Source organism: Sphingobium xenophagum NBRC 107872 (assembly GCF_000367345.1).
Classification (GTDB): Bacteria; Pseudomonadota; Alphaproteobacteria; order Sphingomonadales; family Sphingomonadaceae; genus Sphingobium; species Sphingobium xenophagum.
Genome location: NZ_BARE01000016.1, coordinates 114289 through 135952, shown reverse-complemented (window position 1 = coordinate 135952; position 21664 = coordinate 114289). Strand labels below are relative to the sequence as shown.

Sequence of the window (21664 nt, the reverse complement as noted above, 5' to 3'; positions counted from 1 at the left end):
TTCAGATTGCGGCTAATGCAAAAATGCGCTGATATTCAACGATAACGAGATCGGGGCCTGAGAATTTGCGAATAATGCGAAGAGCGACAGATTGATGCGCAAGGCCTTTATGGGCGTGCGATTGCGGCGGCTGCGGGAGGAAAAGAAGCTCAAGCAGATCGAACTGGCACAAGCGCTCGGTATATCAGCCAGTTATCTCAACCAACTGGAACAGAATCAGCGGCCGCTGACCGTGCCGGTGCTGGTGAAGATCAACGCCGTATTCGGTATCGATGTCCAGCTCTTCTCCGACGACGAGGAAGCGCGGCTCATTACCGACCTGCGCGACGCCCTGTCGGATGGGTCGGATACAATCTCGCTGGCCGAAGTGCGCGAACTGGCGATGAACATGCCCGCTGTTGGTCGCACGCTCATATCGCTGCATCGGCGCTATCGCGAAGCCTCGGAACGGTCCGAGGCGATGGCTGCGCAGCTAGGGGACGAATGGGTCGCCGGCGGCCCGCCGCGCATGCCTTTCGAACAGGTGCGCGATTTCTTTTACGCTCGCCACAATCACGTCGAACCGCTGGATGAAGCGGCCGAACGGCTTTACCTGCAAGCCGGTTTGACACCGCGAACCATTCATAACGGCGTGATCGCGTGGCTCAAGGAGCGCCATGGCGTACACGTCCTGTGTGACGACAGCGATGCTGAGAACAACTGGACGCAGCGTCGCTACGATCCGTTGACCCGCACGCTCCATGTTTCGGCCAATCTGAATACGGGCCAGCAGACCTTCCAGATGGCCACGCAATTGGGCTTCCTGGAACTGGGCCAAGAGATCGACCGATTGGCAAATGATCCGGTTCTGACTGGAGAGGAAGCGCGCAGGCTGGCGCGGATCGGCCTTGCCAACTATTTCGCAGGTGCGCTCATTCTGCCTTACGGCCCTTTTCTGGCGGCGGCGGAACAGGAGGCCTACGACATCGAGAAGCTCGGCCGCCGCTTCGGTGTCGGCTTCGAAACGGTTTGCCACCGCCTTTCCACGCTGCAGCGCACGCAGGCACGCGGCGTGCCATTCTTTTTCATCCGGGTTGACCGGGCAGGGAATATCTCGAAACGGCAGTCCGCTACCGATTTTCACTTTTCCCGCGTGGGCGGCACCTGCCCGCTGTGGAACGTCTATGAAGCTTTCGCACAACCCGGTCGAGTGCTGACCCAAGTGGCGCAGATGCCGGACGGGCGCACCTATCTATGGGTGGCCCGCACGGTGGGCAGCGGCAACGCGGGTTACACAGAGCCGAGCAAGACTTTCGCTGTCGGCCTTGGCTGCGATATTCGCCATGCCTCCCGTCTGATCTACGCGCGCGGGCTGGACCTTGCCGATCCCGCCATGGCGACGCAAATCGGGGCCGGTTGCAAGGTCTGCGAGCGGCCAAACTGCCTGCAACGCGCTTTCCCACCAATTGGTCGCCCCGTGACGGTGGACGAAAACCGTAGCTCAGCCGCGCCATATCCGGTGGACTAAGGCGCGGCACTCAAACAGTCTCAGCCACGCCAAACCGCCACCGGAACAGGTCGTCCGCACGCGGGATCGTACCAGCCCCTTGTGATAAGTCGTCAGGCGGGTAGCAGGGCGCGATTGCCCTGTGCTTCGGCGCGGCCATGATCCACGACCGCCTCGCCTATCAACAACAGGGTTGGCTCCCTGTCGCTGACGGCCTGAACCAGGAAGGCGAGCGCGGAGAGTTTGCCCCGGATGAGTCGCTCGGTCGGCAGGGAGACGTTGACCGCGACCATGACCGGCGTGTCAGGGTGCCGCCCCGCATCGATCAGATTACGGCTGATCTCGCTCGCCGCCGCGCGGCCCATATAGATGCCAAGCGTCCCACTGCTCGCAAGCGCCGGCCAGTCAAGCGCGAGCGGCTCGCCAGCCATTACATGGGCGGTCACCAGCGTCAGCCCGCGCGCGACGCCGCGCAGCGTGAGTGACATATGGCCGCTCGCTGCCGCTGCGCTCGCCGTGGTGATGCCGGGGCAGATGTGGACGGGGATGCCTTCACGGCCCAGATGCGCCATTTCCTCAGCCGAGCGGCCAAAGATGGACGGATCGCCGCCCTTCAGTCGGACCACGCGCCGCCCCGCCTTCGCCGCCGCGAGCAGGAGGTGGTTGATGCTTTCCTGTGCTTTGCTGTGGCGGCCCGACCGCTTGCCGACACCCACCCGTTCCACGCCTGGCGGGATCAGGCCAAGCACCCCCGGCCCTACCAGTGCATCGTAAAAGACGATGTCGGCAGCAGCGATCAGCCGTTCGGCCTTGCGGGTCAGGAGGTCTGGATCGCCAGGCCCCGCCCCCACTAGCCACACCTGTCCGGGCGCTATCGGGGAATCTGGCAAATCATTCGGCTGCATGGAGCGTCTCCTGTTGTGCCTGCGCCAATATGCTGGCCAGCGCGGGGCGGCATGATCCGCAATTGGTTCCTGCCCCCAAAGCTGCGCCGATCGCGGACACATCAACCAGACCCTGTTCACGAATGGCCGTGACGATCATGTTCAGGCCAATGTCGAAACAGACACAGATGATGGCTCCCTTGTCGGGCTGGTTCCCCGGCCCGCGCGCCGCCAGCACCGATGCACCGACTCCCTCGACCGCGAGTTGGCCGATCAGCCAGTCGCGGCTGGGCAATATGCCGTTACGGGTGACGATCAGTACGCCCGCCAGCCTGCCGTCGCGGATGATCGCGACGCGGCGGGTGCCGCGCGCCCGATCGATCGCCTCGACCCGGTCACCCTTGGGCAGGCAGGCTTCCAGCCGTGCCGGATCGCCATTGCCCGCCACTTCGTAGAGCGCGCCGCCCGGCACGGTGATGCGCGTCGCCCATAGGCATGGCACGCGGACGGGTTCGGCCCCGCGCAGGATCAGAAATCCCTTCCATTCGGTGACGAGCCTTTCGACCCGGACGGGGGTGGATTTGAACCCCGGCTGGCCCGAATGGGGATCGACCAAGGGGCGCGGCAGCAGGCCGGTGCGACCGCCGCTCGATTGCTGGTCGGTCCAGTGGATCGGCGTAAAGACTTCGCCGGGGCGCTGGCCATCGCTGATCCGCGCGCGGAACAGACTTTCCCCCTGCGGCGTCGATACGCGGGCCAGATCACCATCGGCGATGCCCAGCCGAGCGGCATCGTCTGCATGGATTTCGACCAACGGTTCTTCCCGGTGTCGCGCAAGTTTGGGGCTTAGGCCCGTGCGGGTCATGCTGTGCCACTGATCGCGGTAGCGCCCGGTGTTGAGCGTCATCGGCCAGTCCCTAAGTGGACCCTGCAGGTCCATTTGCGTCACCAGCACCAGCCGCGCCTTGCCGTCGGGGGTCGAAAAGCGCCCGTCGGCAAAGGGCGTGCCGCCCCAGCGGAAGGGTTCCATCGCATCATAGGCGTCATTGCCGATCGTCGCTTGCGCCCGCAGGTTCAGCAGCCGCGCGCCATCATTCTGATAGGCGGTCAGCCGGGCATGTTCGCGCCAGATTTCGGCAGGACGATCATAGGCGAAGGCGTTGCGCCAGCCCATCCGGCGGGCAACCTGCGTCACGATCCACCAATCGGGCATGACCTCGCCGGGCAGCGGCATCAGCGCGCGCTGGCGGCTGATCGTACGGTCGGAATTGGTGACAGTGCCATCCTTTTCACCCCAGGCCGCAGCAGGCAGGCGGACATGGGCGTGGACAGCGGTATCGGTGGTGGCCATCACGTCCGACACGACCAGGAACGGCACCGTTTCCAGCGATTCGCGGACGCGATTGGCGTCGGGCATCGACACGGCAGGATTGGTCGCCATCACCCACAAAGCCTTGATCCGGCCTTCGTTGATGGCGCGGAACATGTCGACGGCCTTAAGCCCCGGCTTGGTCGCCATGGTCGGCGCAGCCCAGAAACGCCCGACCCGCGCAACATTGTCCGGTGCGAAATCCATATGCGCGGCTATTGTCGAGGCAAGTCCCCCAACTTCGCGCCCGCCCATGGCGTTGGGCTGACCGGTGATAGAGAAAGGCGTCGCGCCCGGCTTGCCGATACGACCGGTGGCGAGATGGACGTTGATGATCGCATTTACCTGATCCGTGCCGCGGATCGACTGGTTGATCCCCTGGCTGAACAGGGTAACGGTGCGCGGCGTCGCGGCGAACAGCTCATAAAATTGCTGGAGCAGCGCAGGCGAGAGGTCACAGGCTTTCGCCGTGGTCCACAGGTCATGGCCGGTGCGAATATGATCCCAGAAACCGTTGGGCGCGCTGACGCTGTCGCGCAGAAAGTCCACGTCAATCAGCTTTGCCTGATCCATCCAGGCCAGCAGCCCGTTCATCAGCGCGACATCGCTGCCGGGCCTCAACGCCAGATGCAGGTCCGCGCCCTCGCAGCTTTCGGTGCGGCGTGGGTCTATCACCACCAGTTTCGTCCCGCGCGCGGCGCGGGCGGCCTGTATCCGCTGATAGACGATCGGGTGGCACCAGGCGGTGTTGGACCCGATGAGGACGATCAGGTCGGCTTTGTCCAGATCATCATAGCTGGCGGGCACCACATCTTCGCCGAAGGCTCGGTTGTGTCCCGCCACCGCGCTCGACATGCACAACCGGCTGTTGGTGTCGATATTGGCCGATCCGATAAAGCCCTTCATCAGCTTGTTGGCGACATAATAATCTTCGGTCAGTATCTGGCCGGAGACATAGAAGGCGACGCTGTCCGGCCCATGCCTGGCGATCGTGTCGCGGAACCGCTTGGCGACCAGATCCAGCGCCTTGTCCCAACTGGCCCGCCGGTCGCCGATCATCGGATGGAGCAGGCGGCCTTCAAGGCCGACCGTCTCGCCCAGATGGGTGCCCTTGGAACAGAGCTTGCCGCCATTGGCCGGATGCGCCTCATCCCCCCTGATCGTTACGGCGCGGCCGCCGGTCGGCGTCGCCGCGATGCCGCAGCCGACGCCGCAATAGGCGCAGGTGGTGCGGATCGCCTGCCTCATCAGGCAGCCACCTTCGTCATTTCGGGCCGCGCGATCCATATACGGCCATCCTCCTGCTTCACCGCGATCGTCGGGGTGCAGCCTTTATCCTCGCCCTGCGCCTCGCCGCTTTTCAGTGCGATGTTCCAGTTATGCAGCGGGCAGGCGACGCTCTGGCCATGGACGATACCCTGGCTCAGCGGCCCCTTTTTGTGCGGGCATTCATTGACCAGCGCAAAAATCTGGTCGTCGCCGGTGCGGAATACGGCAATTTCTTTCTCGCCACCGATGTGAACGGTGCGGGCACCGCGCGGTGGAATGTCGGCCAGCGTGCCGATGTCGATCCAGTCGGTCATATGTCTCACTCCGCCGCGATGGAAATGGGGCTTAGGGGCTGGTGCAGGTCGCTATGGACGCCGGCTGCACGCTCCGCCCACGGATCATCCTGCATGAACTGCTGCGAAAACAGGAAGCGGGCGCGCAGCGCCTCTCGCCCGGCATCGTCCTCGACGATGCGCTGCTTGACATAGTCGATGCCGACCCGCTCGATCCACGGCGCGGTACGCTCCAGATAGCGGGCTTCCTCGCGATACAGCTGGGTAAAGGCCGCACAGTAATCGAGCGCTTCCTGTTCGGTCGCGACCTTACACAACAGGTCGGTGACGCGAACATGGATGCCGCCATTGCCGCCGACATGCAGTTCATAGCCTGAATCCACGCAGACGATGCCGAAATCCTTGATCGTCGCTTCCGCGCAATTGCGGGGGCAACCCGACACCGCAATCTTGAACTTGTGCGGCATCCACGACCCCCAGGTCATCCGTTCGGTCTTGACGCCAAGGCCGGTCGAATCCTGCGTGCCAAAGCGACACCATTCGGACCCGACACAGGTTTTGACGGTGCGCAGCGACTTGCCATAGGCGTGGCCGGACACCATGCCCGCCGCGTTCAAGTCCGCCCAGACGGCGGGCAGATCTTCCTTCCTGATGCCGAAAATATCGAGCCGCTGGCCGCCGGTCACTTTGACCATCGGCGCGTCGTATTTTTCGACTACATCGGCGATCGCGCGCAGTTCGCGCGGGTTGGTGAGGCCGCCCCACATGCGCGGGACGACCGAATATGTCCCGTCCTTCTGGATATTGGCGTGCATCCGTTCATTGACGAAACGGCTCTGCTGATCGTCGACATAGATGCCGGGCAGCGCACACAGCAGATAATAATTGAGCGCCGGGCGGCACGACGAACAGCCGTCGGGCGTGGACCAGTGCAGCTTTTGCATCACTTCGGGGATGGACCGCATATCTTGCGCCACGATTTCGCGGCGGACATCGTCATGGCCGAAACTGGTGCATTTGCACATCGTTTTGGGACCGGACTGCACCTCATCACCCAGCGTCAGCGCAAGGATATTTTCGACCAGCCCTGTGCAGCTGCCGCAACTGGCCGATGCCTTGCACCCTGCGCGGACCGCATCCAGGCTGCACGCGCCCTTTTCGATGCAGGCGACGACCTGGCCCTTGGAAACGCCGTTGCAGCCGCAAATCTCGGCATCGTCCGAGAGCGCTGCAACGGCCGCCTTAGGGTCCAGCGCGCCCCCTCCGGAGGCGAAGGCTTGGCCGAAGATCAGCAGGTCGCGAATGTCGGCGACATTTTCGCCGCGCTTCAACAGATCGAAATACCAGCCGCCATCGGCCGTATCGCCATACAGGACCGCCCCCACGACCTTGTCGCCCTTCACCACGACACGCTTATATATGCCGCGCGATGCGTCGCGCAGGACGATGTCCTCGCACCCCTCGCCGCCGGAAAAATCGCCCGCGGAAAAGACGTCCAGACCCGCGACCTTCAGCTTGGTCGACGTGACGCTGCCCTTGTAGCCACTATGCTGATCGGTCAGGCCATCGGCCAAGGCGCGGCACATATCCCACAGCGGCGCGACCAGGCCATAGACATTGCCGTCATGTTCGACGCATTCGCCCACAGCCAATATGGCGGCATCGCTGGTGACCATATGGTCGTCCACCTTGATGCCGCGCCCGACATCCAGCCCCGCATCGCGCGCCAGCGCGACCGACGGGCGAATGCCTACCGCCATGACGACCAGGCTGGCGGGGATTTGCGTACCATCCTTCAGGCGCACGCCCTCGACCTTGCCATTTCCATATATCTCGGCCGTATCCGCGCCGGTCAGGATCGTCTGGCCCCGCCCCTCCAACGCACTCTTGAGCAGCCAGGCCGCCGCTTCGTCGAGTTGCCGTTCCATCAGCGTGGGCATGATGTGCAGCACCGTCACCTTCATGCCGCGCAGGGTCAGCCCATGCGCCGCTTCCAGCCCCAGCAGACCACCGCCGATGACCACGGCGTCACCGCCGTGATTGGCGGCATCCAGCATCGCATCGACATCCTTCATGTCGCGGAAACTGATGACGCCGGGCAGATCCTTGCCGGGCACCGGGATGATGAACGGGTCGGACCCGGTGGCAATTAGCAGCCGGTCATAGCCGATGGTGCGACCTGACCGGCTGATAACGGTCTTGCGCGCACGGTCGATCGCCGACACCGGATCGGACGTGATCAGGGTGATGCGATGATCGTCATACCAAGCGCGGTCATTGATGATGATGTCCTGAAACGTCTTTTCCCCCGCCAGCACCGGGGACAGCATGATCCGGTTATAGTTCACATGAGGTTCGGCGCCGAAGATGGTGACGCGGTAGCGCGCCGGGTCACGCGCCAGCAATTCCTCGACCGCCCGGCACCCGGCCATGCCATTCCCGACCACCACCAGATGTTCGCGCACATCTTCCATCGGGACGCCGATGTCGTCCCCGCTGTCCGTCACCGGACTTGAACCGCCCTGAAATTCCATCCTCGTCACTCCGGAAAACAAAAAAGCCGCCATCCTGACCCCCGGTAAGAACCGAAAGTCAGGATGGCGGCTTTGCCATCATATGCGCCTTGCCGATCCGCCTGTGGACCGCTTCGGCTATGGTAGGAAGGGCAGCATCGCCCTCTTGCGTTGCACCATAAACGGAATCGCCGATACGCTCAAGCGATTCCGTTCATGATCGATCAATAGGACCAATCAGCCTGAAGCCACAATTTCTGCGTGTCCGTCGCCATGGCCTTTGCATCATAGCGGGCGTAGCGGACGGAGAGCGCCGTTTTCTTCACCTTCGCAGATGCAATAAGGTTGATCTCGTCGCCATAATGCTGGTCCAGCCGATCGCTGTCGAACCGATGCCATACAGCCATCAACGCCGTACCGGAAAACGGGCCTAGCTGCTTCCATCCGTAGCCAGCACCAACATAGATGTCGCGAATGCCGTTGCCTGGCGTCGTGAGGAATTTGTCAGCCCAGCCCTGAAATTTGAAATTGGTACCAAGCGGCGTCTGGAAACTGGTCAACGCAGCGCCGCTACTCGCGCCCAGGACTTCGTAACCAGCGTTGAGTTTCCAGCCCTTCACGTCCAGCGTCGCATCGGCCAGCCAATAATCCGCGCTGTAGTTATTGGGGTTGGCGTGATGGTCGGCCTGCTTGGCATAGCTCAGCTGATAGGAGAGTTTCGCCGCCTTGGACAAAGGCTGCGTCCCGGCCAGCCGCACACCATAGGTCTGGCTGGACAGGCGGAATGCCTGCACCGCCGCTTCATCCTGATCGACCAGATAGGCAAAGCCGCTCAGCGTCCCGACCGACGTGACGTAGGACAGGTTGGCGAAGATATTGTCGCCGCTCACCGCCTGCTGCCGCGCGCCCTTGCCCTGGAAACCCCAGATGGTGCGCACGCTCCACGCATAGGACAGGTCCAGTTTCAGCCCCTGCGAGGGGGTCAGTTCCATCCGCATCGCGTCGAATGTCTGGCCATTGTTGCGGAACGCGACATTGCCGACAAACCGTTCGTCGTCCAGCGCGATCCGCTGCCGACCGCCGGTCAGCGTGACCAGCTTGGTCTTGTACTGAAGCTGGGCGATATAAAGCGCGACATTCTCTGGATCGGCTATGATCGGCCGCGTCGCCGCCCCGTTCAGCCCATCATAATATCTGTCGACCACCGCCAGATTGCCCTGCCCGATGACTGTTGCGCTCAGCGCGCCGCTGGTCGCGACCAGCCCGGCACGGGCGCGGATGGTCAACGCGTCGGACTTGTCTATTGTCAACCCTTCCTGATCGGCATGTTCGTAACGCAGGCGTGCTTCGGCCACCGGCTTTATGCTGATGTCCTGGGCCTGGGCCGCGGACATGACGGTCCCTGCGGCGGCCGATATGGCCGCCGTCGCAATCATATATTTCATGGATGTCATCCCCCCTCGGATGATGGTGCGACCAGTATAAGGGGGCGGCCTTCCATGAAGGTCCGCCCCCTCCCCTCCAAACGTCAGCTCAGATTCGGGCGCCCGTGCTCCAGGTTGCGCGCCACCGGGCCTTGACCAGCGCCAGCCCAGCAAAGGCGATGACCGCCAGCCCCGCAAAGATCAGGAAACCGGCCGAAAAGCTGCCGGTCAGTTGCTTGGCAAAGCCCAGCGAACTGGCGAGATAGAAGCCGCCAATGCCGCCTGCCATGCCGACGAGGCCGGTCATCACGCCGATTTCCGCCTGAAACCGCTGCGGCACCAACTGGAACACCGACCCGTTGCCCGTGCCGAGCGCCAGCATGGCGATGACGAACAGGCCCAGCGCAGCGCCCAGCGTGGTGGCGAAGGCAACCCCCGCCAGTGCAATCGCGGCGACGATATAGACCATCATCAGCGCCTTGACGCCGCCAATCCTGTCAGCCAGCGCGCCACCCAGCGGACGGACCAGCGATCCGGCGAAAACGCAACCCGCGGTGCAATAGCCCGCCATCACCGGGGTCAGGCCAAACTGGTCGGTGAAGTAGATCGGCAGGCTGGCGGCAAGGCCGACGAACCCGCCGAAAGTGACGGCATAGAAGGCCATCAGCAACCAGGCGTCGGCCTGTTTGAGCGGCTGGAAATAATCGACCATCTTCTTGGCCGGGGGCGCATTGGGCGCGTCCTTCGCCATGATCATGTAGATGACAAAGACGATGCTGAGCGGGATGCAGGCAAGGCCCAGCACAGCGTTCCAGCCGAACAATTTGGCCAGGCCCGGCGCGAACAAGGCGGCCAGCACGGTACCCGAATTGCCCATGCCGGCCAGACCCATCGCCTTGCCCTGATGTTCGGCGGGATACCAGCGGCTGGCGAGCGGCAGCGCGATTGCGAAGCTTGCTCCGGCAAAACCCAGCACTACGCCCAGCGCCAGCGTGCCTTCAAAGCTGTTGATGCCCAGCGCCCAGGCGGTGAACAGGCCGATGATGACAATGACCTGGCTGATCGCGCCAGACAATTTCGGGCCGATCCGGTCGACCAGCAGGCCGTTGACCACGCGCAGCAGCGCGCCCATCAGCGTCGGCGTGGCGACCATCAGTCCCTTTTCAGCGGGCGTCAGCATCAGCGTCTTGGCGATCATCGGGGCTAGCGGCCCCAACAGCACCCACACCATGAAGGCCAGGTCGAAATAGAGAAATGCCGCGATCAGGGTCGGCGTGTGGCCGGCCTTCCAGAAGCTGGTCGTAGCGACGGGTTGCTGCCCTTCGCCCTCCCGGTCCCAATATGCAGTTGCCATGATAGGTCACCCCCAGGTTCGAAAATGAACAAAAAAAAGCCGCAGGCCGGACATTCCCGATGGGACGTCCGGTCAGCGGCTTTGCTGTGTGATAGATCGGAATGGCGGTCCCGACCTTGGGATGACGCATTCCTGTTCAACGCGCATCGTCGCGCGGTTACAATCTTATCTCGCGATTCGCGTCATGTTGCAAGGCACAATTTTTCGCCGGAAATCAACGCAGCGGCGCAAAACCGCTCAGAAATTCGTCGATTCGTTCGGGGTCAAACACCCGCTTGTCAAAGAAGCTGTCCGGCCCCAGCGTCAGCTCGCCCCGGCGCGATCCGACCGCCAGCGGCGCGGCGACCGCCCCCTCCAGCTTCATGCTGGCGCCGGGCATCGGCACATTGCTGTCGGCCAGCGCGCGGCGGAATATGTCGGGGCGGAACACGGCCCCGGCCCGCGCTGCCATATCCGGATCATGATCGACCATGCCCCAGCGCACCAATTGCGAATATATCCACAACGCCTGACTGCGCCATGGAAAGGGCGTTGCTTCCCGCCCGAACAGCATGAAATCGGGACTGACGATCGAGGGTTCGCCAGCCCGCGCGACAAGCGTGCCAGAGAGGGCGCGATCGATCAGATAGGCGGGCTGGTCGACATAATCCGGTCGGGCCAGCAAATGCGTGAGGTCGTCGCGGTGCGCTGGATCATCGCACCATGCCGCCGCCCGCACCAGCGCCCGCAGCAGTCGGTCGACGGTTTGCGGATTCTCCTCCAGCCAGGATTCGCGGAAAGCCAGCACCTTTTCGACGCCTCGTCGCCAGATGCGCTCGCCGATCGCCACGGTTTCAGCGAGGTCCGCTTCCACCGCCGCGCTGCCCCACGGTTCGCCCGCGATGAAACCGTCTATCTCGCCCGCGTGCATCGCCTCGACCGTCAGTGACGGCGGCAGCACGCGCAGCACGACATCGCGATCCGGGTCCACGCCCGCGCTCGCCAGCCAATAGCGCAGCATGATCGCGTGGCTCGAAAAACGGTGGACGACGCCAATCACGGGCTTACGCCGCCACAGGCCGATCGCGGCGGCAAAATCATGCGCGGTGCCCAGCGGATCGGCCAGACGGCTGGCGATAACCGGCTCCAGCGCCTTGGCGAAATCGCAGGCCATGACCAGCATATTGCCGTTGACGTTCAGCTTATAGGGCGCGGCCAGCGCGGCGGGCTGCTGGCTCAGCCCCAACGTCACCGCTACGGCCAGCGGCGCCAGCATATGCGCGGCCTGCACCTGGCCAAAGACCAGCCGGTCGCGCAGCGTCGCCCAACTGGTCGTGCGCACGAGATCAAGGGCAATCCCCTCCTCCTCGGCAAAACCCCGCTCCCGCGCCGCCACCAAAACGGCGGCATCGGTCAGCGGCAGGAAGGCGATGCGCAGCCCTGTCGTCATAGTCCCCCTCCCAACAGGTCGCTGGCGGTAATCAGTGCCTGCGCCACTTCCACGATTTTCTTGCCCTGATTCATCGCTGCCGTCCGGAGCAGCGCATAGGCATCCTGCTCGCTCAGCGACCGCTGGTTCATCAGGATGGACTTGGCGCGGTCGATGATCTTGCGGTCGGACAGCGCGCTGCGCGCCTCTTCCAGTTCGCTCTGGATCTTGGCAAAGGCGTTGAAGCGCCGCACCGCCAGTTCCAGCACCGGCTTGACCCGCTCCTTGCGCAATCCGTCAACCACATAAGCCGACACGCCCGCATCGATCGCCGCGCCGATCATCGCCTCGTCCGACTGGTCCACGAACATGGCGATCGGCCGGGCGAGCGCACGGCTGACCGTCAGCATCTCCTCCAGAGTATCGCGACTGGGACTTCCAAGGTCCATCAGAACCACATCGGGGGCCATGCGTTCGAGGCGCGCGACAAAGCCGCCGCGCGGCGGGACGATATGAATATCGTCATAGCCCGCTTCGTGCAGCCCCTCTTCGAGGACGCTGGCCCGCAGCCCGCTGTCATCAATGATCACGATTCGCATGGAGCTGACTCGCCGGACATGGGGACGGCAGGTCGGGCAACGGCAAGGCAAGGTCAAGAGGAGAAGCCATGAATGCCGTTCCCTTCGCCCCAGATGGCCCTGTCACTCCTGCCGGCGAATATCGTCAGGAACTTTGGCCGGAACCTACCTTGTGCGCCTTTCCGCAGGCTAATGAATTCCCCCATGGTCGTCTAACGCCGCTACAACACTATCAACGACTTGCGCTATCATAGCGTCATAGTCGGTCGGGAACCAAGGCGTCTGTTCCTCCTCGGCTCTCCCGACTTCCGAAAAAGCAGAGAGGCGGAAGCGCCGCTTGACTTCACCATGCCAGAATATAACGTTATCTCATATCTGATCGGAGACATGCGTTGCGAGCTGCGGCTTTGTTTTTTTGCCATGCCATGGCGGCTGCGATCCTGATCGCACCGGCGGCGGTCGCGCAGCGTCCCGATAATTTGAAACCGTCAGAATCGATCTGGAAGCCAGCGGCTGCGCCGCCGGGCGGCATATCCTGGGCCGTGCTGGAATCGACCAAGGAAATCCAGCGACGCCAAGCTGGCACCATCTATTCAAAGCCTGCCTTCTCGCCGAAGGTCAAGGCGCTGAAAGGCAAGCGGATCAAGGTCAGCGGTTATGTCATGCCGCTTCAGAACAGCCCCAAGCAGACGCATTTCGTACTGCTCGCCTATCCGCCCGATTGTCCTTTCCACCTGAACCCGGCACCCAATCAGTTTGTCGAGATCAGGACCAGTGCACCCATTGCGGTGCGATCGGGCGTACAGTCGTTCGAGGGACAGTTGATCTTGAGTGGCGAAGACGAAAGCGGCATTTTCTACCTTATGAAGGAGAGCCGCGAGATTTGAGCGCGGCGTCGAAAGGACGTGATTTATGCGAGGTCCAGTTTCAATCGGCGTTCAGCTCGCCTCGGCCGCGTCGCTGCTCGTCGCGATGCCGGCCATGGCCTGCGATATGCACGGATATGGCTTCGGGGAAGCGGATATTTTGGCCGCGATCGACTATACTGGCCTGTCGTACAGGGAACAGCTCGCCGCGCAAGAGGAAGCGCTGGCTCGCTATGAACAAGAGAAGGCGGCCGAACTGGAACGAGCCAAGACCGCCTTCGCTTCACGCTTCAAGGTCGATCCCGCACCGGTCGAAATGGCGCAGCAATAAGCCCGTATTGACGATGATCAGCCATGGCTGGTGCAAAAATGAACTGCCTGCGCCTGATGCTTGATCGCAAAGCCCATATGCCTATTGCCGAGTAAGCTGCGGCTGGCAGAATCATGCGGTCACTGGCTTGGCCTGTCTCTGAACAATTTTGCCCATGGCAACGCGCTAATCTGATCGGAGCGGGGGCGGCTCATCCCGACACATAGCTGAACATAGGTGATCGTCTGCGCCGAATGTAGCTGCGCCGGACGCCACGAAGCAGCGATGGCAACAGAACCAGCAATATAAAATTACACGCACAATATGTTATGGTATAACATATTGTGCGATATGAGATCATCTTGCATGTGCAAGAAGGCGGATCGGAAGCGGCTTTGCCTGTCCAAGGCAGAGCATATCGGAGTTGGCGAACGAATGTTTACGGAAGATATGGTGCATAACGCGTTGCAGACATGGTGCGACAACGTCGTCGCAGTCGGCAAGGCGCATTCCGAAGGCGGAGACGCCCGCGCTGTCGCGGTACAAGTCCTGCACGATAATTATGACTATGATAATGGCAAGGTTCTGTTCAAGCCGACCCTGACCTTTGGCACGCAGACCTATCGTCCCACAAAGGAGGGGGCGCTCGCCTATTTCACGGGCGGCGACGAGAATTTTCCCGACGACAAAGGCTTCAAGCTCAAGCCATGGGTCAAGGTCTGGTATAGCAAGGAGGATTTCATCCTCCATGGCGATCTGGCGATCGTGCAATGCAACGTGCATTTCATAGGTGGAGATGACAGCCACATCTTCGTGAACAAGAGCTTCGTGTTCAAGGAATGCGATGATGGCAGGGTCCGGATCATCTTGCACCAATCGTCTTTGCCCTATCAGCCATGACTTCAAGGCGTGGCAACACGGATGTCGCCTTATGGCAAAGGGCCGCTGTGTGATGGATCAAACAATGATTCATTATAACCCGTTGAGAAAAAACAGCTTCTCCAGGATGGAATGGGATTGTGGCGGGGGGCATATTTCTGTCCCCCAACAAAACGCCGCGATGTGTGGAGCGATATCGTGACGCGCGCCAAGATGGAGCAACTGGTCACGATTGCAGGCGACCGCGCCTCGCTAGACCGCATTGCGAGCCCCGATGCGGCGCTGGCAATCTGGTGGCGCCAACTACCGGAGACGCTCAGAGTGGCTCTGGCGGAACTGGACCTTCATTCCATTGCCGACATCTCCGTCGACATTGATTTCAACGGTTCAGTTGCCGCCGCTTTGCGTACTGCTGGATATCCCGAAGCTTCTGTTATGGCCTTGTCCTCCGACATCGATCTGCTTGTCAGGCGCCATGCCGCGCTGACAGGAGAAGATCGCCTGCACGTCCAGCTTGCCGTGGTCGAGAGCGATCCTTGCAGCCGCTTTCGGGCAGACTGTACTACATTGCGTCTGCAATGCACCTATCTCGGACCCGGCACACAATGGTGTTGCGTCGACGGTCAGGACGCGATCTGCGAAGTCCCAACCGGGTCAGTGGGTGTATTCAAAGGCCGATCGCTGCTCGACCCCCCAGCCATTCTCCACCGCCCACCGCGATTTGGCGCTCCGCGCCTGGTGCTGACGATCGATCCCGCCGGGTCTTGCTAAGCCGAACGGAATAATCGCGATTATATTGTAATGCCGATCCTACTCGCGCCCGATCGGATAGAGCAGATAGCGATCATCGAAATAGGGCGTACGCTCATAGAACCAGGCGAGCCGCGCATTACCATCGGCTGCGAATGCAGGATCGGCGGCCAGCTTGGCTTCGAATTCCTGCCTGAGCGCGGCATTCTCGCGCAGCACCCGCTCTGCCAGCGGCGCGATCGCATAGGCTTCAATATATTCGGTGCGCTGGAGCATGCCGGGGAAGAAATTCCAGGCAAGCACGCCATCCGCGCTCTCCGGCTCAAGCAACGCCGCCGCGAGCAAACCAAGCGGCTGATCGGACGGCACCCGCACCGATCCCGCCGGGAATGTCTCGCTGCGGCGGCCATGCGTGAAACCGCCTGCCATGAGCGGCACCCTTCCCTCGATCGCGGCACCCAGCTTCGGCTCTGCGATACGCACCATGTCCAGTTCGATGGTGCGCGGCGCATCGATGGTCTCGAAACGAATCCCGTGCAGCTTCAGTCGTTCGATCACTTCGGGCGCGGTCGCAGGCACCCACCAGGCCTTCGGCAACCGGACCGATTGGTCGGGCTCCTCGCCGAACACCGGTATCTTCTGGGTGATGGGACGGCCAAGCCAGCGGATCTCCTCGCGCCCCGAAGCAGCCGACCGATAGCGATCATGCGCGATACCGAGGAAATCGACAGTGTAGATCGGGTCCTTCAGCGGCTTCCACTTGACCACGAGATCGGCAGGACGCTCGGCTCGATCGGCATCGATCGCCGCGCGGAGGCGTGCGCCTTCATTACCGGCCAGCCGCAGCGCTTCCTCAATGAAAACATATGTGCCGAGCACACGCTGGCGATAGGGTCGCAGCGAAAGTGTCTCGATCAGGATCGTCGGCACGTGGCGATAGTCGCCATAGCCGGTCGAATAACGCGGCGTGTCGGGATCGTGACTGATGCCCTTGTCGGGATTGCGATTATCGACCGCGCTTACATAATAGCCTGGCGTGTGGCCCGCCCGCTTGAGCGCCGCGTCCATCGCGGGGCGCAGCCGCGTATCGAGCCAGCGACCGATGGCGGGCGATTTCGCATAATATCCGCGCCAGCCTGAAAAGGCATAAGCGACATCATATTGATGATCGATGCCGTCAGTGACGTGCAGGTCCAGATAGAGGGTAGGATCGAGCCGATTGATGAGGGCGATCATCGCCTGCATTTCGGGCGCATCGGCCTTCAGATAATCGCGGTTGAGATTGAGATTCTGCGCGGTGGTGCGCCAGCCCATCGAGCGCGGGCCGCGCTGGTTCGGGCGGTTCCATGGACTTGCGCGCTCATGCCCATCAGCGTTGAAGATCGGCACGAAAACCAGGTCGACCTTGTCGAGCAAGCCATCCTTGCCGCGATGCGCGATATCGCGCAGCAACATCATGCCTGCGTCCTTGCCGTCGATCTCGCCCGAATGGATGCCCGCCTGGACGAGCAGCACCGGCTTACCCCCGCCGCCCTTGCTCGCGCGCACGAAATAAAGGTCGCGCCCTTGCGCCGTCTTGCCGAAGCTCTCGATTGAAAGCATCTGCGGCGCGGAAGCGACCAACCGCTCGAGCCAGGCGCGCGTCGCGGCATAGTCCGGCGTGTCGACGAAGTTCATGCGCTCCGCCGGCGTAATCCACGGATCATTTGCGCCGACGATCAGCTTTTCGCTGGCGCCTTTCCATGGCGCGAGTGGGGGCAAAGGCGCCTCAAGCGACTGTGCCAGCGCCGGATGCGCGGCCATGAACAGGGCCAAAGACAGAAGTCGCCGCATTACAAATCCCCTTCACATCACATGCCCCAAGGCGCCGTGACAGCTAATATATTTGCCGGACTATCATAGAGGGTGCGGCCCTTGGGAGAGAAATAGACACAGGCTAGTCACGCCTGCACCAGCGTCGTCCATTCGCCGAGCAGCGGATTGGCGGACTGGTCGGCGGGGATGGCCGCGACCGGCGAGACGGCGGCGCAGGGAAGAGACAATGTCAGCATGGCAATGGTGGCGGTACAGGCAAGCAGGCGCGATCGCACGTTCAAACTCCGATTATATTGGGTGGTGGGGTCGAATCCGAAAAGGCGCGCTTCGCCTCATGCTCACGGTTCGGGTGATCATGGGTCGCGCAGTCCCGGCAGCATCCGTGCATCTCTACTACGGTCCGGTCGACGGCAAAGCCGAACCGATGCGCGCAATCCTGTAGCCGGGCAAACAGGTCTGGGTCCGACAAGATCTGGACGGCATGGCACTGATCGCAAATAAGGCATCCGTCGAATGACTGCTGCTTGAGCATATAGGCCGACAGGGATTCCACCCGATGGACCAGACCCTGATCGATCAGCCGCGCGAGGGTGCGATAAACCTGGTTGGGCACAATCGACTGGCCAGCGACTATGGACCGGTCAGAAATGTCGTAGGCGCTAATCGGCCGGTTCGATGCGGCAAGCAGGTTAAGGACGAGCGCGTCCAGATCTTCAGGCGTTCGCCGTGCGGCCAGGCGTAATTTGGGGTTGGCCCCGTTCAGTGAAGGAGGCGCGGCATGCATGATCACAACCGGGTTGGGTTTGGAAGGCCGGCATAAACGGTCTCTGCATCGAATGCGGCCCTATGCTCGACCCGCTCCAGCCGGATGGGAGCATCCGTCGCGACGCTGGCCAAGTCGACTTCGCGATAGAAGCATGACCTGAAGCCGACATGGCAGCTTCCAGGGCCGTCGATTGTCACCAACAGGATCAGGGCGTCCTGGTCATCGTCGATCAGGACATGTTCAACCCTTTGGGCAAAACCGCTATGCTCGCCTTTGCGCCACAAGGCGCGGCGACTGCGCGACCAGAAATGCGCCTGGCGCGTTAGCAATGTTCGCTCCAGCGCTTCGGCATTCATATAGCCAAGCATCAATATCATCTTGTCGTCGGCATTGACGACAATGACCGGCATCAGTCCTTCAGCATCGAAGCGGGGCGCGAGAGTCTCGCCCAGTTCGACCTGCTCGACGCTCGATCGTTCGGCAAATATTGTCATGACGCCATTTTCTCCGGAATGAGAGAGGGCGTACGATCGTTGAGCAGATCCTCGACATAGCCCGAAAGTTCGTAGCGGCGGATATGGTTGGTCAGCAGCATGAGCGTACCGCGCAATTCCTCGGCGCTAACATCGCGCGTGATGAAAACGAGCCGTGTGCGTCTGTCGTCAGAAGGCCAGTCATCGAGCAGCACCGGTGGATGAAAGATATGCTGAACACCGTGGATGACGACCGGCTTCGGCTCGCCGATCAGGTTCACAATGCCCTTGATGCGTAGGATATCCGGTCCCTTGAACATGGTGAGGATATCGAGCCACCGCTCGAAACCTTCGGCATCGAGCGGTTCGTCGAACGTCAGGCAAGTGGCGTGGATATGGTCATCATGACGGTTCAGGTCGTGATGATGATGGCCGTGGTGGTCATGGTCAAGGTCATGCTCGTGATCATGTCCGTGATCGCTGCCTGCATAGGCTTCGGCCCGAAGCCAGCGCTGGACATCGTTGGTCTTGGTCGCGGGATCGTAAAGACCTGCATCGAACAGCGATGCAGGATCAGCCTGTCCGTTGCTGACGGGAATGATAGGCGCGGCGGGATTGAGTGCACGCACTCGTCGCTCGATCGCGGCCCGCTCTTCGCCTGACGCGAGATCGACCTTGGTCAACAGGATTCGATCGGCCATGGCGGCCTGCTTGACCGCCTCCTCCTGCGCATCGAGCGTCGCCATGCCCGCGGCGGCGTCTACCGTCGCGATCACGCCGTCGAGCCGATAGAGCGTCGCTAGATCGCTGTCAGTCATCAGCGTGTGCAGGATCGGCGCAGGATCGGCCAATCCCGTCGTCTCTATCACCACACGATCGAACCAGCATGTTCCGTCACGCGCAAAGCGCCAGGGCGCATCGCGCAATGTTCGAAGCAAATCTCCGCGGATCGTGCAGCACAGGCAGCCGCCCATCATCTCGACCACCAGATCGTCGCTCGACCGGGTGATGAGGTCATGGTCCAGGCTGACGGCGCCAAACTCGTTGATGACGACCAGCGCACGGCTCATCTCTGGCGCATTGACCAGATGGTTAAGCAGCGTGGTCTTGCCGCTGCCAAGAAAGCCCGTCAGAACCGAAACCGGGATCAGCGACTGCGGACCGGCAAAAAGTGCGCTCATGCGATGCCTCCGGCAGCGAGTTCAGCGCGGGCTTGGTTAAACCAACCCCTCACATTATCGAGATGCGCTTCGCCCCACGTCTCGATGAAGCGCTGCGTTCCATAATCCCGCGGATCGGCGAGCGTTGCGATGCGCGCATCGACATAGCGGGGCGTCAGCGGAATCCGGCAAAGGACCGTGATGCAATGCTTCCACTCGTCATAGGAGCAGGGGATGATAGGCGGCTTCATACTCTTCTGTTTCCCTTCTTTGGCGCGCCGCTCTTGTGCAATGCCTTCCAGTTGAGACCATGTCCCAAGGCAAGGAGCAGAGCGCCAGCAACTGACAACATCGTCTCCATGGCGTCGGTGGGCGCCTGCAATGCCCCCAACGCCAGCAAAACAAGTCCCGGCAGCGCAATTGCCGTCGGCATGATCCTGCGATGGCGGCGATAGCCAGTGGTCAGGGCCAGGACGCTGGTGGGCACGGCCAGCGCAAGCGCCCAGAGATGAAATGATTCGGGAAACGCCAGAAAGGCTGCAAGGGTCGGCAGCAAGACGATCAGCAGCGGCAGGACCAGACAATGGATCAAGCACAGGATCGAGGCACCGATCGCCACACCGTCATATAATCGTTGCCCTTGCGTATTTACAGCCATGCCCGACTCCCATCAGCGCTGGACATCTCCTGCCCTAAATCCTATTCAGCGATGATATACCATATCTTTCAAGTCAAGGACCGTTTATGCCCGCGCAAGATTACCAACTGCCCATCATGCTGCTTGCCGCGGCAAAATCGCCGCTCTCAATAACGTCCTCGCAGATCGCGAGGAACTACGAGCGACGCCGCGCCGACGCTGGTGCGCTGCGCAGTCTATGAGTTCGGCGCGCGGGTCGAACGCGGTCCGGTCATATTCACGCTCACGTCATGTCGGGTCACGCCCGCTGATCGAGGGCAGCAGCCTGCGAGGACCTGCTACCACGCTCGTCAATTGCGAGTGAGCGGAACGATATTGTTATAGTTCGTGTGAGCGGGACCATAAACCAAAGTCGCGAGTTGCACCCAGGGGGAATGAGAACCGCCCGCCAGCATCAGGAGGACTAGATGAAGAGAATTGCATTGTTGTTGGCGATGGCCGCCGTCGTTCCAGCTATGCCATCAGCCCTTGCGCAGAGCGCTCCCGCGCCAGCCACCTTCACCTTGCCGCCGCTGCCCTATGCCGCGAGTTCACTTGAACCCGCAATCGACGCGCAAACCATGACCATCCATCACGACAAGCATCATCAGGCTTATGTCGACGCGCTTAACAAAGCTGTTTCGGCCGACCCGGCGCTGACGGGTCAGTCGCTCGAACAGCTTGTCGCAAAGGCGGGAACTTTGCCTGCGGTCGTCCGCAACAATGCCGGCGGGCATTGGAACCACAGCTTCTTCTGGAAATCTATGGCCCCGCCTGCGCAAAGTGGTGCGCCGTCACCAGCGCTCGCCGCCGCGATCAACGCCAGCTTCGGCTCGCTCGACAAGTTCAAGGCGGCGTTCAAAGCAGCCGGGACCGGGCGGTTTGGCTCGGGCTGGGTCTGGCTGATCGTCGGCGCGGACGGCAAGCTCGCCATTACATCGACACCCAATCAGGACAATCCGCTGATGGATGCGGCGGAAACGAAAGGCAAGCCGATCCTGGGCAATGATGTGTGGGAACATGCCTACTATCTTAAATATCAAAACCGCCGCGCAGACTATCTCGACGGCTGGTGGCAGGTCGTGAATTGGCCCGAAGTCTCGCGGCGCTATGCCGACGCGACGGCACGAAAGTAAATGCGCCGATCCGGGGTGTTGCTGGCCGTACGGCCAATTGCCTCCCCAAACTTTGCGGACGCAATTGTGCGCAGCGTTACGTCGCGCGCGGGATCTGCCAATCCGCCAGGCGCACTTTCTGTCGTTTCACGGGGCCGGTCAGGAATGCGGGATATTGCCTCCTGACCGTACCTGCCGTTCGCGGCATCCCTAAAAACGGAAGTCCACTTTGCCCCGGCGGCTTACGGGCACCAGCCGCCGTTCGTCTCTACGATC

General features: G+C 61.7%; 21 protein-coding genes. 6 read left to right on the top strand and 15 right to left on the bottom strand.

Annotated elements, in window-relative coordinates; translation table 11 throughout:
* Window positions 1-94: 94 nt before the first annotated feature.
* Window positions 95-1507, top strand: a complete 1413-nt coding sequence (locus tag SX1_RS09405; protein ID WP_019052804.1) for a short-chain fatty acyl-CoA regulator family protein — start codon at window positions 95-97, stop codon at window positions 1505-1507.
* A gap of 92 nt (window positions 1508-1599) precedes the next feature.
* Here the strand turns inward: SX1_RS09405 and cobA are convergent, their stop codons facing one another.
* The 8 genes from cobA to SX1_RS09365 all read right to left on the bottom strand — a co-directional run bounded on the left by cobA (window position 1600) and on the right by SX1_RS09365 (window position 12599).
* Window positions 1600-2391: a uroporphyrinogen-III C-methyltransferase gene (gene cobA, locus SX1_RS09400; protein ID WP_026149628.1), complete on the bottom strand. Its 792-nt coding sequence runs from the start codon at window positions 2389-2391 to the stop codon at window positions 1600-1602.
* Window positions 2378-4987, bottom strand: coding sequence for a nitrate reductase (locus SX1_RS09395; RefSeq protein ID WP_019052802.1), 2610 nt, complete (start codon window positions 4985-4987; stop codon window positions 2378-2380). Before SX1_RS09395 ends, cobA begins: the two co-directional genes overlap by 14 nt.
* The gene (gene nirD / locus SX1_RS09390; protein ID WP_019052801.1) at window positions 4987-5322 is read right to left on the bottom strand and encodes a nitrite reductase small subunit NirD; all 336 of its coding nucleotides are present in this window, start codon (window positions 5320-5322) and stop codon (window positions 4987-4989) included. Before nirD ends, SX1_RS09395 begins: the two co-directional genes overlap by 1 nt.
* Window positions 5323-5327: 5 nt before the next feature.
* A complete protein-coding gene (gene nirB / locus SX1_RS09385) occupies window positions 5328-7835 on the bottom strand; it encodes a nitrite reductase large subunit NirB (RefSeq protein WP_019052800.1) in 2508 nt (835 codons plus the stop codon).
* 203 nt (window positions 7836-8038) lie between these two features.
* A complete protein-coding gene (locus SX1_RS09380) occupies window positions 8039-9259 on the bottom strand; it encodes an alginate export family protein (RefSeq protein WP_019052799.1) in 1221 nt (406 codons plus the stop codon).
* A gap of 88 nt (window positions 9260-9347) precedes the next feature.
* Complete coding sequence (locus SX1_RS09375) at window positions 9348-10592, bottom strand: nitrate/nitrite transporter (RefSeq protein WP_019052798.1); 1245 nt, start codon at window positions 10590-10592, stop codon at window positions 9348-9350.
* A gap of 214 nt (window positions 10593-10806) precedes the next feature.
* A complete protein-coding gene (locus tag SX1_RS09370; RefSeq protein ID WP_019052797.1) occupies window positions 10807-12021 on the bottom strand; it encodes an ABC transporter substrate-binding protein in 1215 nt (404 codons plus the stop codon).
* Entirely contained in the window at window positions 12018-12599 is a 582-nt protein-coding gene (locus tag SX1_RS09365) for an ANTAR domain-containing response regulator (RefSeq protein WP_017182451.1), read from the bottom strand. The genes SX1_RS09370 and SX1_RS09365 overlap by 4 nt, the downstream gene beginning before the upstream one ends.
* A 404-nt stretch (window positions 12600-13003) precedes the next feature.
* Here SX1_RS09365 and SX1_RS09360 point away from each other — a divergent pair, with 404 nt between their 5' ends.
* From SX1_RS09360 to SX1_RS09345, 4 genes are all read left to right on the top strand, one after another.
* Entirely contained in the window at window positions 13004-13465 is a 462-nt protein-coding gene (locus SX1_RS09360) for a DUF3299 domain-containing protein (RefSeq protein WP_019052796.1), read from the top strand.
* Window positions 13466-13490: 25 nt separating this feature from the next.
* On the top strand, window positions 13491-13775 hold the full coding sequence (locus SX1_RS09355) for a hypothetical protein (RefSeq protein ID WP_017182449.1): 285 nt from the start codon (window positions 13491-13493) through the stop codon (window positions 13773-13775).
* A gap of 414 nt (window positions 13776-14189) precedes the next feature.
* Window positions 14190-14654, top strand: coding sequence for a metal-independent carbonic anhydrase family protein (locus SX1_RS09350; RefSeq protein WP_026149627.1), 465 nt, complete (start codon window positions 14190-14192; stop codon window positions 14652-14654).
* Window positions 14655-14831: 177 nt separating this feature from the next.
* The gene (locus SX1_RS09345) at window positions 14832-15404 is read left to right on the top strand and encodes a DUF1826 domain-containing protein (RefSeq protein ID WP_255209728.1); all 573 of its coding nucleotides are present in this window, start codon (window positions 14832-14834) and stop codon (window positions 15402-15404) included.
* A 39-nt stretch (window positions 15405-15443) separates the two neighbouring features.
* Here the strand turns inward: SX1_RS09345 and SX1_RS09340 are convergent, their stop codons facing one another.
* From SX1_RS09340 to SX1_RS09310, 7 genes are all read right to left on the bottom strand, one after another.
* On the bottom strand, window positions 15444-17216 hold the full coding sequence (locus tag SX1_RS09340; RefSeq protein WP_019052793.1) for a M14 family metallopeptidase: 1773 nt from the start codon (window positions 17214-17216) through the stop codon (window positions 15444-15446).
* A 107-nt stretch (window positions 17217-17323) separates the two neighbouring features.
* Window positions 17324-17473, bottom strand: a complete 150-nt coding sequence (locus tag SX1_RS24220; RefSeq protein WP_157410151.1) for a hypothetical protein — start codon at window positions 17471-17473, stop codon at window positions 17324-17326.
* A gap of 2 nt (window positions 17474-17475) precedes the next feature.
* The gene (locus SX1_RS09330) at window positions 17476-17982 is read right to left on the bottom strand and encodes a Fur family transcriptional regulator (RefSeq protein WP_255209727.1); all 507 of its coding nucleotides are present in this window, start codon (window positions 17980-17982) and stop codon (window positions 17476-17478) included.
* A gap of 2 nt (window positions 17983-17984) precedes the next feature.
* On the bottom strand, window positions 17985-18458 hold the full coding sequence (gene hisI / locus SX1_RS09325) for a phosphoribosyl-AMP cyclohydrolase (RefSeq protein WP_019052790.1): 474 nt from the start codon (window positions 18456-18458) through the stop codon (window positions 17985-17987).
* The gene (locus SX1_RS09320) at window positions 18455-19618 is read right to left on the bottom strand and encodes a CobW family GTP-binding protein (RefSeq protein WP_019052789.1); all 1164 of its coding nucleotides are present in this window, start codon (window positions 19616-19618) and stop codon (window positions 18455-18457) included. Before SX1_RS09320 ends, hisI begins: the two co-directional genes overlap by 4 nt.
* Window positions 19615-19848 carry a hypothetical protein gene (locus SX1_RS09315; protein ID WP_019052788.1) on the bottom strand — a complete coding sequence of 78 codons (234 nt, stop codon included), beginning with the start codon at window positions 19846-19848 and terminating at the stop codon, window positions 19615-19617. The genes SX1_RS09320 and SX1_RS09315 overlap by 4 nt, the downstream gene beginning before the upstream one ends.
* On the bottom strand, window positions 19845-20216 hold the full coding sequence (locus SX1_RS09310) for a MerC domain-containing protein (protein WP_019052787.1): 372 nt from the start codon (window positions 20214-20216) through the stop codon (window positions 19845-19847). The genes SX1_RS09315 and SX1_RS09310 overlap by 4 nt, the downstream gene beginning before the upstream one ends.
* A 533-nt stretch (window positions 20217-20749) precedes the next feature.
* Here SX1_RS09310 and SX1_RS09300 point away from each other — a divergent pair.
* Entirely contained in the window at window positions 20750-21409 is a 660-nt protein-coding gene (locus SX1_RS09300; RefSeq protein WP_019052786.1) for a superoxide dismutase, read from the top strand.
* Window positions 21410-21664 lie beyond the last annotated feature (255 nt).